The 13935-nt window shown below is 61.6% G+C and carries 16 protein-coding genes; 5 read left to right on the top strand and 11 right to left on the bottom strand.

The window, feature by feature from the left end; genetic code table 11:
* Positions 1–124: 124 nt before the first annotated feature.
* Both ACVWXD_RS05940 and ACVWXD_RS05935 read right to left on the bottom strand, forming a co-directional pair.
* Positions 125–529: a RidA family protein gene (locus tag ACVWXD_RS05940; protein ID WP_032887285.1), complete on the bottom strand. Its 405-nt coding sequence runs from the start codon at positions 527–529 to the stop codon at positions 125–127.
* Positions 530–566: 37 nt separating this feature from the next.
* Positions 567–1001: a hypothetical protein gene (locus ACVWXD_RS05935; protein ID WP_260367812.1), complete on the bottom strand. Its 435-nt coding sequence runs from the start codon at positions 999–1001 to the stop codon at positions 567–569.
* A gap of 608 nt (positions 1002–1609) precedes the next feature.
* On the opposite strand from ACVWXD_RS05935, the gene ACVWXD_RS05930 reads away from it, so the two are divergent.
* The gene (locus tag ACVWXD_RS05930; RefSeq protein ID WP_050442838.1) at positions 1610–2077 is read left to right on the top strand and encodes an Sbal_3080 family lipoprotein; all 468 of its coding nucleotides are present in this window, start codon (positions 1610–1612) and stop codon (positions 2075–2077) included.
* Positions 2078–2109: 32 nt separating this feature from the next.
* Here ACVWXD_RS05930 and ACVWXD_RS05925 read toward each other — a convergent pair whose 3' ends face one another.
* From ACVWXD_RS05925 to ACVWXD_RS05900, 6 genes are all read right to left on the bottom strand, one after another.
* On the bottom strand, positions 2110–2607 hold the full coding sequence (locus ACVWXD_RS05925) for a hypothetical protein (RefSeq protein ID WP_181644347.1): 498 nt from the start codon (positions 2605–2607) through the stop codon (positions 2110–2112).
* A gap of 167 nt (positions 2608–2774) precedes the next feature.
* Positions 2775–3707, bottom strand: a complete 933-nt coding sequence (locus ACVWXD_RS05920) for a pyridoxamine 5'-phosphate oxidase family protein (protein ID WP_181644346.1) — start codon at positions 3705–3707, stop codon at positions 2775–2777.
* A gap of 80 nt (positions 3708–3787) precedes the next feature.
* A complete protein-coding gene (locus ACVWXD_RS05915) occupies positions 3788–4672 on the bottom strand; it encodes a LysR family transcriptional regulator (protein ID WP_260368167.1) in 885 nt (294 codons plus the stop codon).
* A complete protein-coding gene (locus ACVWXD_RS05910) occupies positions 4672–5580 on the bottom strand; it encodes a LysR family transcriptional regulator (RefSeq protein WP_260368166.1) in 909 nt (302 codons plus the stop codon). Before ACVWXD_RS05910 ends, ACVWXD_RS05915 begins: the two co-directional genes overlap by 1 nt.
* A gap of 18 nt (positions 5581–5598) precedes the next feature.
* Entirely contained in the window at positions 5599–6231 is a 633-nt protein-coding gene (locus tag ACVWXD_RS05905; protein WP_095185638.1) for a glutathione S-transferase family protein, read from the bottom strand.
* Between the two features lie 106 nt (positions 6232–6337).
* Entirely contained in the window at positions 6338–7210 is an 873-nt protein-coding gene (locus tag ACVWXD_RS05900; protein ID WP_181644357.1) for a LysR family transcriptional regulator, read from the bottom strand.
* A 135-nt stretch (positions 7211–7345) separates the two neighbouring features.
* Here ACVWXD_RS05900 and ACVWXD_RS05895 point away from each other — a divergent pair, with 135 nt between their 5' ends.
* Positions 7346–8119 (top strand): glucose 1-dehydrogenase, encoded by a 774-nt coding sequence (locus tag ACVWXD_RS05895; RefSeq protein WP_032887279.1) that lies wholly within the window; start codon positions 7346–7348, stop codon positions 8117–8119.
* Positions 8120–8133: 14 nt separating this feature from the next.
* The gene (locus ACVWXD_RS05890; RefSeq protein WP_457370777.1) at positions 8134–9186 is read left to right on the top strand and encodes an L-idonate 5-dehydrogenase; all 1053 of its coding nucleotides are present in this window, start codon (positions 8134–8136) and stop codon (positions 9184–9186) included.
* Positions 9187–9263: 77 nt separating this feature from the next.
* Here the strand turns inward: ACVWXD_RS05890 and ACVWXD_RS05885 are convergent, their stop codons facing one another.
* Both ACVWXD_RS05885 and ACVWXD_RS05880 read right to left on the bottom strand, forming a co-directional pair.
* Complete coding sequence (locus ACVWXD_RS05885; protein WP_099600917.1) at positions 9264–10055, bottom strand: ABC transporter permease; 792 nt, start codon at positions 10053–10055, stop codon at positions 9264–9266.
* On the bottom strand, positions 10052–10729 hold the full coding sequence (locus ACVWXD_RS05880; RefSeq protein ID WP_181644344.1) for an ABC transporter ATP-binding protein: 678 nt from the start codon (positions 10727–10729) through the stop codon (positions 10052–10054). The genes ACVWXD_RS05885 and ACVWXD_RS05880 overlap by 4 nt, the downstream gene beginning before the upstream one ends.
* A gap of 132 nt (positions 10730–10861) precedes the next feature.
* Here ACVWXD_RS05880 and ACVWXD_RS05875 point away from each other — a divergent pair, with 132 nt between their 5' ends.
* Complete coding sequence (locus ACVWXD_RS05875) at positions 10862–11938, top strand: aldo/keto reductase (protein WP_181644343.1); 1077 nt, start codon at positions 10862–10864, stop codon at positions 11936–11938.
* Positions 11939–11950: 12 nt separating this feature from the next.
* Here ACVWXD_RS05875 and ACVWXD_RS05870 read toward each other — a convergent pair whose 3' ends face one another.
* A complete protein-coding gene (locus ACVWXD_RS05870) occupies positions 11951–12454 on the bottom strand; it encodes an ANTAR domain-containing protein (RefSeq protein ID WP_032887274.1) in 504 nt (167 codons plus the stop codon).
* A 269-nt stretch (positions 12455–12723) separates the two neighbouring features.
* Between ACVWXD_RS05870 and ACVWXD_RS05865 the strand changes: the two genes are divergently transcribed.
* Positions 12724–13932, top strand: coding sequence for a DUF1835 domain-containing protein (locus ACVWXD_RS05865; RefSeq protein ID WP_457370776.1), 1209 nt, complete (start codon positions 12724–12726; stop codon positions 13930–13932).
* Positions 13933–13935 lie beyond the last annotated feature (3 nt).

The raw sequence follows: 13935 nt of genomic DNA, 5'->3' as shown, positions 1-13935 counted from the left end.
CCAATACTGAGGAATGCCGCTTGCCAGGCACTCCGCGGTGATGGGTTTTGGGGCTGCTGCGCAGCCCAGCGCAGGGCAAGCCTGCTCACTACGAAAGCCCGCTCACAACGATGATGGAGAAGCCCTACTTCAGCGTAATCACCGCCTCCGCCTCGACCTCGATCAACCATTGCGGCAACGACAAGCCGCTGACGATAATCCACGAAGAAGGCGGCGGGTTATGGGGAAAGCGCTCACGCAAGGCCTCAGCTATCGGCTCCTGCTGATCACGTGCGGACTCGACGATATATAGCCGCAGCATCACCACATGGGACAGGTCACCACCGACCTCGGCCAAGATCTTTTCGATATTGTCCAGCGAGGTAGCAACTTGCTCGGCCATGCCTGGGCCGACCGTACGCTCCTGGGCATCCACCCCGACTTGGCCTGAAAGCAGAATGCGCCGGCCAACAGGAACCTCAATTGCCTGGCTGAAGCCATATTGCAGAGAGTTGAATACGCTTGCGGGATTGATGACATTGCGTTGCATAACGGGTCCTTGTTGTTAGTTGGAGCATAAGGCTGACTCAAACAGTTTCATGTCTCAATAAGCGATACATCTGCCAGGCAGCAAAGCCAATGAGACAAACACCGCTCGTTCGGTTAAGCAGAATAAAGTCCGGGTTTTCGACACGCATTCTTCTGATCGTCGCCCCACCCAGCGCGTACAGCAGCTGCGCTGAAAATGATCCCAAAAGAAAGCCCGGCAAATGAAAATACCACCCAATGCCATCCAGTTGCGCACGGCTGGCAATCACACAAGAAGAAGTGGCCGCGATGGTGAGTGGGCTTGTGGTGGTGAGCAGGCTTGCCCTGCGCTGGGCTGCGAAGCGGCCCCAGTACTGAGGAATGCCGTTTGCCAGACACTCCGCGGTGATGGGTTTTGGGGCTGCTGCGCAACCCAGCGCAGGGCAAGCCTGCTCACTACAAACAGCCCGCTTGCCACAACACAATGTGTGCACTCGCGACGCTGAGCACTGCAGATCGTAATCGCCCTCAGGACTTCACTGCCATCATCCAGCCATTACTCCCCACATGGACGTGAGCAGGTTTACTGTGGTGAGCAGGCTTGCCCTGCGCTGGGCTGCGAAGCGGCCCCAGTACTGAGGAATGCCGTTTGCCAGACACTCCGCGGTGATGGGTTTTGGGGCTGCTGCGCAACCCAGCGCAGGGCAAGCCTGCTCACTACAAACAGCCCGCTTGCCACAACACAATGTGTGCACTCGCGACGCTGAGCACTGCAGATCGTAATCGCCCTCAGGACTTCACTGCGATCATCCAGCCATTACTCCCCACATGGACGTGAGCAGGTTTATTGTGGTGAGCAGGCTTGCCCTGCGCTGGGCTGCGAAGCGGCCCCCAGTACTGAGGAATGCCGTTTGCCAGACAGTCCGCAGTGATGGGTTTTGGGGCTGCTGCGCAGCCCAGCGCAGGGCAAGCCTGCTCACTACACAGAGCCTGCTCGTCACAACACAAGGTGTGCACTCGCGACGCTGAGCACTGCAGATCGTAATCGCCCTCAGGACTTCACTGCTATCATCCAGCCATTACTCCCCACATGGACGTCACTATGCGCCTGATCGCAGCTCCCGCACTTGCCCTGGCCCTTACCGGCTGCAGCATCACGCAAACCGTCACCCCAGTTTCCCTGTCCACCACCCAGTCCCCGGAGATCTGCACGATCCCCGCAGAAGGCCTGCGCGAAGGATTCAACACCACCTACACCGCGCAACTGCGCAGCAAGGGTTTTCACACCCGCGAATTGCCGCCCGGGAGCCCGCCTGCCAGCTGTGCGTTGTCGACCACCTACATTGGCAAATGGAGCTGGGACATGGCGCTGTACATGAGCTTTGCCCAGATCCAGGTGTTCGAGAACGGCCGCCAGGTCGGCCAGGCGCTGTACGACTCGACTTCAGGTGGCGCGCGGATGGGCAAGTTTATCGACGCACAGAACAAGATCATCGAGATGACCAACCAGCTGTTCCCGGAAGTGGTCTACGGTACGACCCGGCCTGACCTTCCCTCAGTGCCAGACTGAATTCAACAGACAAGCACCTGAAGCTCTACGTCTTAAAAGTCTGTGATATTGAAGTCCAGCTCGACCTCGTACCCACGCCCCACGCGTGTTCTTGTTTTAAACCACATCTTTCCGCTGATCGGTTTTGCAGGGTAGGCGCTTATCAGCTTAACCCAACCCTCAATCCCTTCGTAATCTGTGGTGACACCGGTGTCTCGGATAAAAGTCATATAATCCAACCTCAGCGTCACAGGGGTTGCGCCGATACTATCGGTGTCGCTGGGAGCGCTCTCAGGGTTTACACCAATACTATAGGTGCCGCTGGGAGTGCTCTCAGGAGTAAGCTCCAGCCCAATGAGCGATGTTCGACCAGGGCTTTCCAGATCATCCACTGTGCCATGGAAACGCAACATCCCATTTAGGTTGTCACGGTAGATCCATGTCGCCTTAAAGGGATACGTTTGATCACCGCTCAGGGTTTCGACCGTGCCGTTCATGGTACCGGTGGCCGTCCCTTTATTAGACTTATGCAGTTCGATGTCTTCAAACATGTTGATCTCCCGCTCCACTATCAATGTGAGGTCGCCGCGCGTTCAACCGGTATTGAAGTGGAATAAACGTGAGTTGTAACCTGTGACTTATGACAGGTTTAAACACGCGTTTCTTATTACCTGTGGTCATTAGTACAGGGTTCACTTCGACCAGAACGGCACGCGCACTACCACCCCCCCATCGCCAGACTGAACGGCGAAAACTGCTCAAACTCCCAACGCAACGCCAACGCCGCCGGGCGCCTTACCACGTGTTCCACGGTCACCGTCCACAACCGCTGCGCGCCTTCAAACGCTGCCACGTCGGGACCGCTGAGGATCAGCGAGGTGCTTCCGGCAATCTGCAATACGTCGCCCGAGTCAAAGTCGATGAACAGCAGACCCGCCACCGGGTTGGCTGCCAGGTTGCCCAGGGTGTTGAAGAACAGGTTGCCGGCGAAGTCCGGGATGGTCAGCACGTTGCCGTCGACGCGCACAAAGCCGGTGTTGCCGCCGCGATGGGACACGTCCACCGAACGTTCGCCTTCAGCGTCCACATAGCTGGCGACGAAGAAGGTGTCGGCGTTGCGGATCATCGCTTGGGCGCCAGCGTCGAGGCTGCTGGAGCGCTCGGCCACGGTGCCGGGTTTGCGCGCGATACCGTCCACCGGCCGCAGTTGGATGTATTTAGGGCAGTTGCCGAAGGTATGCACCACGTCCACCGAAAAACCTTCGTGATCGAGGGCGCCGATGCGGCCGTTCATGCGGTTGCGACGGCGGGTGTTGAGGTCGATGCCCAGCAGCCCCACGGACGCTCCTTGCCGCACGGCATTGCGAGCGGGGTCGCTGGTATTGGGCAGACTGTCGATTTGCAGGGTCTGCGGCTCGGGCGAATGGGCGAAACCCGGTGCGCCCTCAACCATCGTCGCCCAGGGAATGCCCTGTTCGTCCACCACACCCAGCAACAGGTATGGCAGCAAAGGGTAGAAATCCCGGTGCTGCTCAGGCAAGTGATCACGAATCACTTTGGGCCCGACCACAGCCATGCGCTCAGCGACGCCGGCGCTTTCCTGCATCTGCCGTTCGCCGGCATGCCAGGGGGATAGTTCGATTGGATTCATGGCGATGACCTCCCGTTAGATGCTGCGATGCTGCGCCCTGCCCGCCAACAGAGGGAATAACCACCCCAGACAATCCACTGTTACGCCAACTGAAATGCTGGGTGTTCCCGCAACGCCGCCACGCAATGGTCGACAAAACTGCGCACACGCATCGGCGCGTTGCGGCCCTCGCGATACACCACATTGACTGGCAGCGGCGGCCCTTCATAGGCCGGCAAGATCCGGCGCAATTGCCCGCTGCCCAACGGCCCGTGCAGCGGGTAGCTCAGGCAACGCACCACGCCCGCCCCCTGCACCGCGGCATTGATTGCGCCTTGTACCGTGGAGCAACTCAACCGCGCACGCGCCTTGAGCAAATAGCCTGGAAAATCCCAATGCACGTGCTCGGCACTGGCGATCAGCCGATGCTGCTTGAGCTCGCTCGGGTGCCGGGGCTCGCCGTGGGTGGCGAGATAATCGGGGCTGGCGCAAAGGAGTTGCCGCACCCACCCGAGCGGCCGCGCGATCAGTGACGAGCTGGGCAGCTCGCCCAACAGGATCGCCACGTCCAGGCCCTCCTCATGCAGGTTGGGGTCATAGTCGTGATAACGCGCCACTACGCGCATGTCGGGGTAACGCTCCAGATAGTCGGCCAACACCGGCGCCATCAGGTAACGGCTGAACAACAGCGGCAAGAACACCCGCAGATTGCCCTGAGCCTGCACATGCGCGCCCTTGGCCGAGGCTTCGGCGGCGTCCACGCTGGCCAGCAGTTGCAGGCAGTCGGCCAGGTAGGCGCTGCCGGCGTCCGTAAGGCTCACGCCTTGGGTGCTGCGTTGCAGCAACGTCAGGTGCAGGCGTGCTTCCAACCGCGCAATGGCACGTACCAAGGTCGGGCCGGAGACGCACGCACGGCGCGCCGCCGATGCCAGGCTCGGTTGCCCGGCCATGGCGGCGAACAGTTGCATATCGCGAAAGCGCTCCATCAGCCGTGCCGTTGGAGCGCGGCGTCCTGGCCCAGGCGCTGGCTGAGAAAATCCACAAACGTACTGACCTTGGCCGGCACACGCCCGCTGCTCTGGAACACCACCTGGATCGGCAGCGGCGCCGGTTCAAAAGCCTCCAGCACAATCTCCAGTTCATCGGCCGCCACCGCTGCCGCGACTTGATACGACAGCACACGGGTCATGCCCCACCCCAGGCGCGCCAGGTTAATCGCCGCGTTGTTCGCCGAGACCACCAAGCGTGGTTCGATGGGTACCGTCAGCGGCTGGCCGGCGTCGACAAACGCCCACTCACTGACCAAATGGCTGGAGGATAGGCCGATGATTTGCGCTGCACGCAATTGCTCGGGGTGCAGCGGGCGACCGTGCTGGTCGAGATAACCAGGCGACGCGCACACCACACGGCGCACCTCGCCCACCTTGATCGCCTGTTGCCCCGGTTCATGCAGATGGCCGATACGCACAGCCACATCAATCCCTTCGTCGACCATGTTGACCACCCGATCCACCAGCAAGGCATTGATGTTCACCTGGGGAAAGCGGTCGAGATAGTCACCCAGCACCGGCGCCACAAACAGCTCGCCAAACAGCACCGGTGCGGTCACCGTAAGGTGGCCGCAGGGGATCGAATAACTGCCCGCCGCCGCTTCTTCGGCTTCGTCCAACTCGGCGAGGATGCGCCGGCAATCTGCGAGGTAACGCTGGCCGGCTTCGGTCAGGTGCAAGCTGCGCGTAGTGCGCGCCAGCAGCTGGGTGCCGATGCGTTGTTCCATGGCCGCGATGGCGCGGGTCACGCTGGGCGGCGAGGTGTTCAGGCGGCGCGCGGCGGCAGCGAAACCCTCCTCCTCGGCCACCGCCAGGAACACCTGCATTTCGTGAAATCGGTCCATCGATGCGCCTCAGGAAGGTTACTGTGATTGCAAACCTACCGCCGTACGCGGCATGCCCACAAAACCTGGCAGGGCCTCAATACTGGCAAGCCAGGCGCGCACCTTAGGGTAGTCGACCAGCGAAACATTACCTTCCGGCGCATGGGCCACGTAGGTGTAGAACGCGATATCTGCAATGCTCGGCTGCTCGCCAGCCAGGAAGCGGGTTTCGCTCAGTTGCTGTTCCACCAGTTCCAACAAGGCATGGGCGCGACTGATGGCGGCCGCCGCGTCCACGTCGGCGCCAAATACCGTGGCCAACCGTGCAGTCGCGGGCCCGGCATGCAGCTGCCCGGCAGCCGCCGACAACCAACGCTGTACACGCGCCTGCCCCACCGGGTCGCTTGGCAGCCAGTGGCCGTTGCCGTATTTCGTGGCGAGGTAGACCAGGATCGCGTTGGAGTCCGCCAGCACCGTGCCGTTATCGTCAATCGCCGGCACCTGGCCGAAGCGATTGATCGTCGCCGTGAAATCAGCGGATTTATGGGCGCCTTGCTTGAGGTCCACCAGGATGAATTCGGTGGGCAGCCCCAGCAGGGACAGCATCAGCTCGGCCCGATGGGAATGGCCGGACAGTGGAAAACCATAGAGTTTGATCGCAGGCTGGGACATGTAAGGCTCCAAAAGGTGGGGGTTCCGACACCTGAGATGTTCTACCGCTGCGTCGATCAATGGAATCACCAGGTTTTACAATCCAGCATTTCACCGGGTGAAACAATCACTCGCCAAACAGTTCAACGATCAGCGTAAACAGCGTGGTCTTCACTGCGCTGTCCAACTCGGTCCAAGCCAACCCCGTGCTGGCCTGAAACGCTCCCAATACCAGCGGCCGCGACACGCAGTTGGCTGGCAACGCCCGCGCAGCCTGCTGCGGCAAAACGCCGACGCCCAACCCGGCACAGACCAGCGCGAGCATGGTGGTGAACTCGCCCAGCTCGGACGCGATCTGCAGCGGGATGCCCACGGCCTGGATAAATTCGTCGTAGAACCCCGGCGCATAGCGCCGCGCGAGGATGTACACCGGCACGTCGAGCAGATCGCTGGGCTGGATCGAATCCTGTGCGGCCAACGGATGATCCATCGGCAAGGCCACACAGAACGGCTCGCGCAACACCACACGGGTCTGCACACCGGGGTAGGCGGCGGGCAGGCGCATCAAGCCGAAATCGAGGCGGCCATGCTTCAACGCGGCGGCTTGATCGGGGCCGGGCATGTCCTTGAGTTCCAGCTCGATACGCGGGTAGCGCTGATGCACCGCGCGGATCAACTCGGGCAACAGTTGCGGCAATACCGACGACACAAAGCCCAGCCGCACTCGGCCGATTTCCCCCCGGTTGGAGGCCCGCGCCGCCTCCGCCGCACGCGCGGCCTGGTGCAGGGTCGCCTGGGCTTCCGGCAGGAACACCCGACCGGCATCGGTCAACGTCACCGAGTGCCGATTGCGGTCCAGCAGGCGTACGCCCAAGCCACTTTCGAGTTGCTTGATCTGCATGCTCAGCGCCGGTTGCACAATCGACAACTGCCCCGCCGCCCGGCCGAAATGCAGCTCCTGGGCCAGTACCACAAAGGCGCGCAAGTGCTTGAGTTCCATCCAGCCCTCCTGGTTATCACGGATATTGATCAGCCGATCATAAATGAACATTGGACCTGCGCCCTACACCGAGGTGAAGTTAAGCCCATCAGACAGCGTTTTGATTATCACAAGCGCGCGCGGAGAAATATGCCCATGCAAAGCGTTCTAGACACCTTTCGCCTCGACGGCCGGCTGGCGCTGGTCACCGGTTCCAGTGCCGGTATCGGCCTGGCCATCGCCCGTGGCCTGGCCCAAGCGGGCGCACGGGTGGTGCTCAACGGGCGTAACCGCAGCACATTGCGTGACGCCGCCGCCCTGCTGACCCTCGAAGGCCTGGAGGTGCACACCCAGGCCTTCGACGTGACCGACAGCGCAGCAATCCAGGACGGGGTGGCAACGATCGAGGAACGCTTCGGCCCCTTGGACATCCTGGTGAACAACGCCGGTATGCAACGCCGTGGGCCGCTGGAAGACTACAGCGAGCAGCACTGGCGCGAACTGATCAGCACCAACCTCGACAGCGCCTTCCTGGTGGGTCAGGCCGTGGCGCGGGCGATGATTCCGCGCAAACGGGGGCGCATCATCAATATCTGTTCGGTGCAAAGTGAATTGGGCCGCCCGGGCATCGCGCCGTATGCGGCGAGTAAAGGCGCGTTGAAGATGTTGACCAAGGGCATGGCCATCGACTGGGGCCCGCACGGGCTGACGGTCAACGGTATCGGCCCCGGTTACTTCAAAACCGAGTTGAACGCCAACCTGGTGGCCAACCCCGAATTCAGCGACTGGCTGGTGCAGCGCACACCGAGCCGCCGCTGGGGCGACGTCGCCGAGTTGGCCGGTGCAGCGGTGTTTCTGGCCAGCGACGCCGCAAGTTTCGTCAACGGTCATATCCTGTATGTCGACGGTGGCATCACCGCGTCGCTGTAACCCTGGAGAACCTTATGCACGCCATTGTCTGCCACGCCTCAAAAGACCTGCGGGTGAGCCCCCAGGACGAACCCCCTGCTCTGGGGGCCGAGCAACTGCGTGTACGCATCGCCCGCGGCGGTATCTGCGGCTCGGACTTGCACTATTACCAGCACGGCGGCTTCGGCACTGTGCGCCTGCGCGAGCCGATGGTGCTCGGCCATGAAGTATCGGCAGTGATCGACGCCGTGGGCTCGGACGCCGGCCTGTTCAAGGTCGGCCAGCGCATTGCCGTATCGCCGTCACGCCCGTGCGGCGCTTGCCGCTATTGCCATGAAGGCCTGCCCAACCATTGCCTGAACATGCGCTTCTACGGCAGCGCGATGCCCTTTCCGCATATCCAGGGCGCGTTTCGCCAGAGCCTGGTGATCGAGACGCATCAGGCACATGTGCTGGCCGATCACGTCAGCCTCGCCGAAGGTGCGCTGGCCGAGCCGTTGTCGGTCGGGTTGCATGCGATCCAACGGGCTGGCGCGGTGTTCGGCAAGCGCGTACTGGTGACCGGTTGCGGCCCCATCGGCAACCTGCTGATCGGCAGCCTGCGCGCCGCCGGCGCCGCTGAAATCGTCGCTGTGGACCTGTCCGCCAGCGCACTGGCCTGTGCGGAAAAAATGGGCGCCACGCGCACCCATAACATCGCCGACGGCATCGATGCGCTCAAACGCTACACCGCCGAGAAGGGTTACTTCGAGGTGATGTTCGAAGTCTCCGGCAGTGCCCAAGCCCTGCGCAACGGCCTGGACTGCATCGCCCCGCGCGGCGTGCTGGTCACTGTCGGGTTGGGCGGTGAAGTGTCGCTGCCGCTGAACCTGCTGGTCAGCCGCGAGATCGACCTGCGCGGCACCTTCCGCTTCCACAGTGAGTTTGCCCAGGCGGTGGACTTGCTCAATCGCCAGGTCATTGATGTACGGCCGGTGATCTCCCATACGGTGCCGTTCGAACAAGCCGTGCAGGCGTTTGAACTGGCAGCGGACAAGACCCAGGCGATGAAGGTGGTGCTCGATTTTGGTGTGGCGGAGGTGGATTGAAGCGGTGGGCCAGATAACCTGAGGTTGCCTGATCGACCGCCATCGCCGGCAAGCTGGCTCCCACAGGGGCTGGTTTGTCAGCGCTCTTCCAGTCGCTCGCGCAAAAAGCGGTGGCTCACCGAAAACAACCGCCGATAGGTAAGCAACACCGCCCCTACCGTGCCCAACGCCGATGACGCGGCGATCAAGAACATGATCACGATTTGATACCGCACCGCGTCCACAGGGCTCTCTCCGGCCAGCACTTGGCCGGTCATCATGCCGGGCAGACTGACGATGCCGACCACGGTCATCTGGTTCAGCGTGGGGATCATCCCGGCGCGCACGGCCTGGCGAATGGCTTCCTGGGCGGCTTCCCAGCGTGAGCCGCCCAGGGCCAGGATCATTTCGATGGTGTTGCGGCCCGAGGTAAGTTCCTGGGTCATGCGCTCAATCCCTAAGGACACGCCGGTCAAGGTGTTGCCGAGGATCATGCCAAGGATCGGGATCGCGTATTGCGGCTCGTACCATGGGTGAATGCGGATCACCGCAAACAAGCCCACCGCCGTCACCAGCCACGAACTGCCCCATACCGACAGAATGCTGTCGACCCGCTGCCCCCGATACGTACGCCGCCCGCGCCCCGCCGCCGAAAGCCCGGCGATCAGGGTCATGGCGCACATCAGCGGCAGCACCACGTACCAATAGGCGAATTCAAACACCCAGCCCAGCAGGTAACCGATGGCCAGCAGTTGCACCACGGTGCGCACCGCCGCCCATAACAACTGGCGTCCAAGGCCCAGGCGCAGCAGCAACGACAGCGCGCCGTTGACCAGGATCAGCGACGCGGCAATGCCCATGTCCAGGGCAGTGAGGTTTTGATAATTCATGGTTGGGCCGCTCCGCTGAGGACACCGGCACTCATGTGCAAGTGGATGTCACTCATGCGCTGTGCCTGATCCAGATCGTGGGATACCCAGATATAGGCGCGGGACTTGTTACCGGCGAACCAGGCGTCGATCAGCGCTTCCACGTCACGGGATGACGCAGGGTCGAGGGCGGCGGTTGGCTCGTCGAGCAACAGCACTTCGGGGTTCAGTTGCAGTGTGCGGATCAGCGAGACCACCTGGGACTCACCGCCCGACAGGTCCAACGCGTTCTTGGTCAAAAAATCCGCCGCCTTGCCGGCATGCCCCAACAAGGTCGTCACCACGTCCTGGTCAAAGCGGCGTTGGTGGAGCGTCTTGAGACTGAACGGGAACCTGAGGTTGTCCTCCACCGTGCCTTCGAGCAACGCCGGGCGTTGAGACAGGTAGCTGATATGGCTGCGGTAATGGGGGATCTGCGCGTTGACGATCGGCTGGTTATTCCACAGCACTTGCCCGGAACTCGGCGTATCGAGCAAAGCCAGCGCACGCAGGAAGACGCTTTTTCCAGAGCCCGATGAGCCGGTGATGGAGACACGGTCGGCGCGCTTCAAGGTGAAATCCGTGGGTTGCAGCAAAGCCACCTGGCGACGCTCGTCGATACGCGTGAGGGCGCGGGTTTCTATCAGGGCGCTCATGGACGCGGTATTCCTCTTAAAACCTGTTGGGCGCAATGGTGAAGCAGGCGCAGGAAGTTTTCATGAAAAAATTCAAACTATCGCCACCCACGTTGTTCAGAAACTCAGGTTCAACGTTAAGTAGGAGACGACATGCAATACCGACAACTGGGCCATTCGGGCCTGCTGGTATCCGAAATCATCCTCGGCACCGTGCCCTTTGGCGGTCGCGCCGAGTTTGAAAAATGCGGATCGGTGGACGTGCCCCAAGCCAAGCGCATGTTCGATATCGCATTCGATGCCGGGGTCAATATGGTCGACACCGCCGACCTCTATTCCCACGGTCTGGCCGAAGAAGTGGTCGGCAAGGCCCTGGGTGACAAACGCAACGATATCCTGCTGGCCACCAAGGGCCGCAGCCCGGTAGACAGCAACCCGAACAACTCCGGCTCCTCGCGCTACCACCTGATTCGCGCCTGCGAAGCCAGCTTGAAGCGCCTCGGTACCGACCACATCGATCTCTACCAATTGCACAACTGGGACGGCATGACGCCCATCGAGGAAACCCTCGAAGCCCTGCGGCTGTTGGTGGGCTCGGGGAAAATCCGTTACTTCGGCACCAGCAACTTCACCGCCTGGCAGATGATGAAAACCCTGGGCAAGGCCGAACTGCACGGCATGCTCAAGCCGATCACCCAACAGATCTACTACACCCCGGAATCCCGCGAGGCCGAGTACGAGTTGCTACCGTTGGCCCTGGATCAGAACGTCGGCACCCTGGTGTGGGGGCCAATGGGCGAAGGCCTGCTAACCGGCTCCACGCGCCGTGGGCAAAAACCGCCGGCCAATACCCGCCAGGGCAGCGACTGGCCGGAACCCTACGTCCATGACCAGGAGCGTGCGCTGGACATCATCGAAACCCTCGCCACCGTGGGTGATGAACACGGCGTGTCGGTGGCGCGTACCTGCCTGGCGTGGCTCAAGGATCGTCCGGGGATTACCTCGCTGATCGTCGGCGCCCGCACTGAAGCGCATCTGCGCGACAACCTCGCGGCCACCGAACTGAAACTCACCGACGAACAGTCCTCGCGTATCGAAGCGGTGACACGGCGCCAACCGTTGTATCCGTACTGGCATCGTTTTACGGCCGGCATTGATCGCTTTGATCCGGCGGAGCAGCCGTTCCTGGCCGAGCATCAGAAAACCATGGATGCACGCAAAGACAAGTAACCCCTGACCCCCTCAACGCCTGGGCGACAGCCCCACTGCGCACGCCACCAAGGCCGGGTCACCCTGGAAGCGCGCCGATGCTGGATTGGGGCTGTCAGCAACGCGCAAGGTCGGCCGCTTACCCACGCGTATGCGAGGGGCAGGATCGACGATCCCCATGCAATGCTGCAGCGCGATAAAGTCCGGCAAGTGCGGCACTGAGAGGTGCAAGGTCGGCTGATTGCCCGCTACCAGCACATGCGGTGTGCATTGCCCATCGTAAATCAGCGTGTGGCGAATCAACGGGTTGGCGTGGCAGTACTCCAGCAGGTTCTCCTGCGGCGAACTCACCAATGCGCTGTTGATGATCAACAGGTCGAATGCCACGCCTCCCGAACGCGTCAGCACCCGCAACTCATCGAACGAGCTCAAAGGCGCAATGCGGTGATAGCCCATCAGGTTGAGCATCTTCTCAATCCTGATCCGCTGCTGAAGGTCAGCATCGGCAATCAAGAGGCGGAGCGTTTTAGTGGACATAGGGTAACCCTGACAGTTGGGCAGCAACGTCGATCATTCAACGGTGCACACGGTAACCGTCAGCGGGAGCGCATGACTTTAAGACGATTCTTAAACCCTATCGGGGGCGCATACCTGATTTGCAATCGAGCGCCACACTGCCTATATTTCCCGCCTGGCGCTCTCTACGCCACCTTCCGCGGAAAGGGCAGCGCCCAAGACACTCAAGCTTCACCTCATTTCTACGACTCCCAACCTTAAAGCGGAAAAGGTCTGTGCAAGGAGATCGTATGTCGCAACGCCCCCTATCTTCCAACACCGATGGCCGTCTCAACCTTGAGCAGCAGCGCAAGCGCGCCAAGGAACTGTTGCGGCACCTGAAAAGCCAAGACCCGGCTGCCACACTGTCCCAGGCCCAATGGCAGGTGGCCAAACAACTGGGTTTCAGCAGTTGGCCCAAGCTCAAGGCCCATATCGACGCCATTGACTTCGCCGCCCGCCATCCCGACTTTGCAGCCAGCGATGAAGCGCGCACCACCCACTGGCGCTGCGGCAATGACATCGCCCATAGCCTGCAGGTGGCGGGGTTCAAGGGCCGGTTCCACATGCTCAGCGACCCGCTGTGCATGGGTCCGGTGCGTGATCTGCCCAGCCCGGCATTTCGTGCGATGCGCAGTGCCTTTATCAGCCAAGCCTTTGCCATCAATGAGACGGATGCAGCGCGCCGCGTCGACGATGAATACAACCACCTCGAAACCCTGGCCAGCGCCGAACACAGCGTGTTGTGGTGTGAGGCAGATGCCTATGACCAGTTGTTCCTGATCCGCGCCTTGGCCGGTCTTGAACAAGCACCGGGCAAACTGGAGCTGATCGAGGTGGACCGCATTCCCGGCGTCGAGCGCTTTATCGGCATCGGCCAACTAGCGCCGGACGTGCTCGCCTGGCTCTGGCCGCAGCGCAGACTGATCGGCGACGAGGCCGTGCAACTGGCCAAACGGGCCTGGGTAGCCTATTGCGACAGTTCACCCATCGCATGGGCAGCGTTGGCCCACGGCAAACATCCCGCCCTGCCCTTGCTTGCCCCGGCGCTGTTGCGCCAGTTGCAGGAATTGCCGGGAACACACGATGGTCTGTCGCTGACCGAGCGCCTGTCCCTCACCTACCTCGCCGAAGCTGGGCCGTTGCCGTTCGGTCGCGTGTTCGCCGAATTGATGGCCAAGCGCGACCCGCTGCCGTCCATGGGGGACATGATGTTTCAGGTGCTGTTGCGGCCATTGATCGATGGCGACAAGCCGTTGCTGACCGAGACAGACCCGCAAAAACCATGGCCGCAACGCATGTTGGCGCTGACCCCCTTGGGGCAGGACGTGCTCCATGGCCGAGCCTATTGGCCCGACCATGCAACGCATGAGCGCTGGGTCGGCGGCGTGCGTATCACACCTGGCCAGCCGCACTGGATGATTGATGAGGATCTGAACCCTGTCTGGAGCACCCAGTAAAAA

It is taken from the genome of Pseudomonas sp. TE3911, from assembly GCF_054062775.1.
The sequence above is the reverse complement of the archived record's forward strand: the minus strand, read 5'-3'. Positions and strand labels throughout refer to the sequence as shown.

Bases quoted from the DNA above. Each gene is read 5' to 3' on its own strand.
- ACVWXD_RS05925 (WP_181644347.1), bottom strand. From the start codon at position 2,607: ATGTTTGAAGACATCGAACTGCATAAGTCTAATAAAGGGACGGCCACC.
- ACVWXD_RS05880 (WP_181644344.1), bottom strand. From the start codon at position 10,729: ATGAGCGCCCTGATAGAAACCCGCGCCCTCACGCGTATCGACGAGCGT.
- ACVWXD_RS05865 (WP_457370776.1), top strand. From the start codon at position 12,724: ATGTCGCAACGCCCCCTATCTTCCAACACCGATGGCCGTCTCAACCTT.
- ACVWXD_RS05915 (WP_260368167.1), bottom strand. From the start codon at position 4,672: ATGGAGCGCTTTCGCGATATGCAACTGTTCGCCGCCATGGCCGGGCAA.
- ACVWXD_RS05875 (WP_181644343.1), top strand. From the start codon at position 10,862: ATGCAATACCGACAACTGGGCCATTCGGGCCTGCTGGTATCCGAAATC.
- ACVWXD_RS05895 (WP_032887279.1), top strand. From the start codon at position 7,346: ATGCAAAGCGTTCTAGACACCTTTCGCCTCGACGGCCGGCTGGCGCTG.
- ACVWXD_RS05905 (WP_095185638.1), bottom strand. From the start codon at position 6,231: ATGTCCCAGCCTGCGATCAAACTCTATGGTTTTCCACTGTCCGGCCAT.
- ACVWXD_RS05885 (WP_099600917.1), bottom strand. From the start codon at position 10,055: ATGAATTATCAAAACCTCACTGCCCTGGACATGGGCATTGCCGCGTCG.
- ACVWXD_RS05910 (WP_260368166.1), bottom strand. From the start codon at position 5,580: ATGGACCGATTTCACGAAATGCAGGTGTTCCTGGCGGTGGCCGAGGAG.
- ACVWXD_RS05890 (WP_457370777.1), top strand. From the start codon at position 8,134: ATGCACGCCATTGTCTGCCACGCCTCAAAAGACCTGCGGGTGAGCCCC.
- ACVWXD_RS05870 (WP_032887274.1), bottom strand. From the start codon at position 12,454: ATGTCCACTAAAACGCTCCGCCTCTTGATTGCCGATGCTGACCTTCAG.
- ACVWXD_RS05940 (WP_032887285.1), bottom strand. From the start codon at position 529: ATGCAACGCAATGTCATCAATCCCGCAAGCGTATTCAACTCTCTGCAA.
- ACVWXD_RS05930 (WP_050442838.1), top strand. From the start codon at position 1,610: ATGCGCCTGATCGCAGCTCCCGCACTTGCCCTGGCCCTTACCGGCTGC.
- ACVWXD_RS05920 (WP_181644346.1), bottom strand. From the start codon at position 3,707: ATGAATCCAATCGAACTATCCCCCTGGCATGCCGGCGAACGGCAGATG.
- ACVWXD_RS05900 (WP_181644357.1), bottom strand. From the start codon at position 7,210: ATGGAACTCAAGCACTTGCGCGCCTTTGTGGTACTGGCCCAGGAGCTG.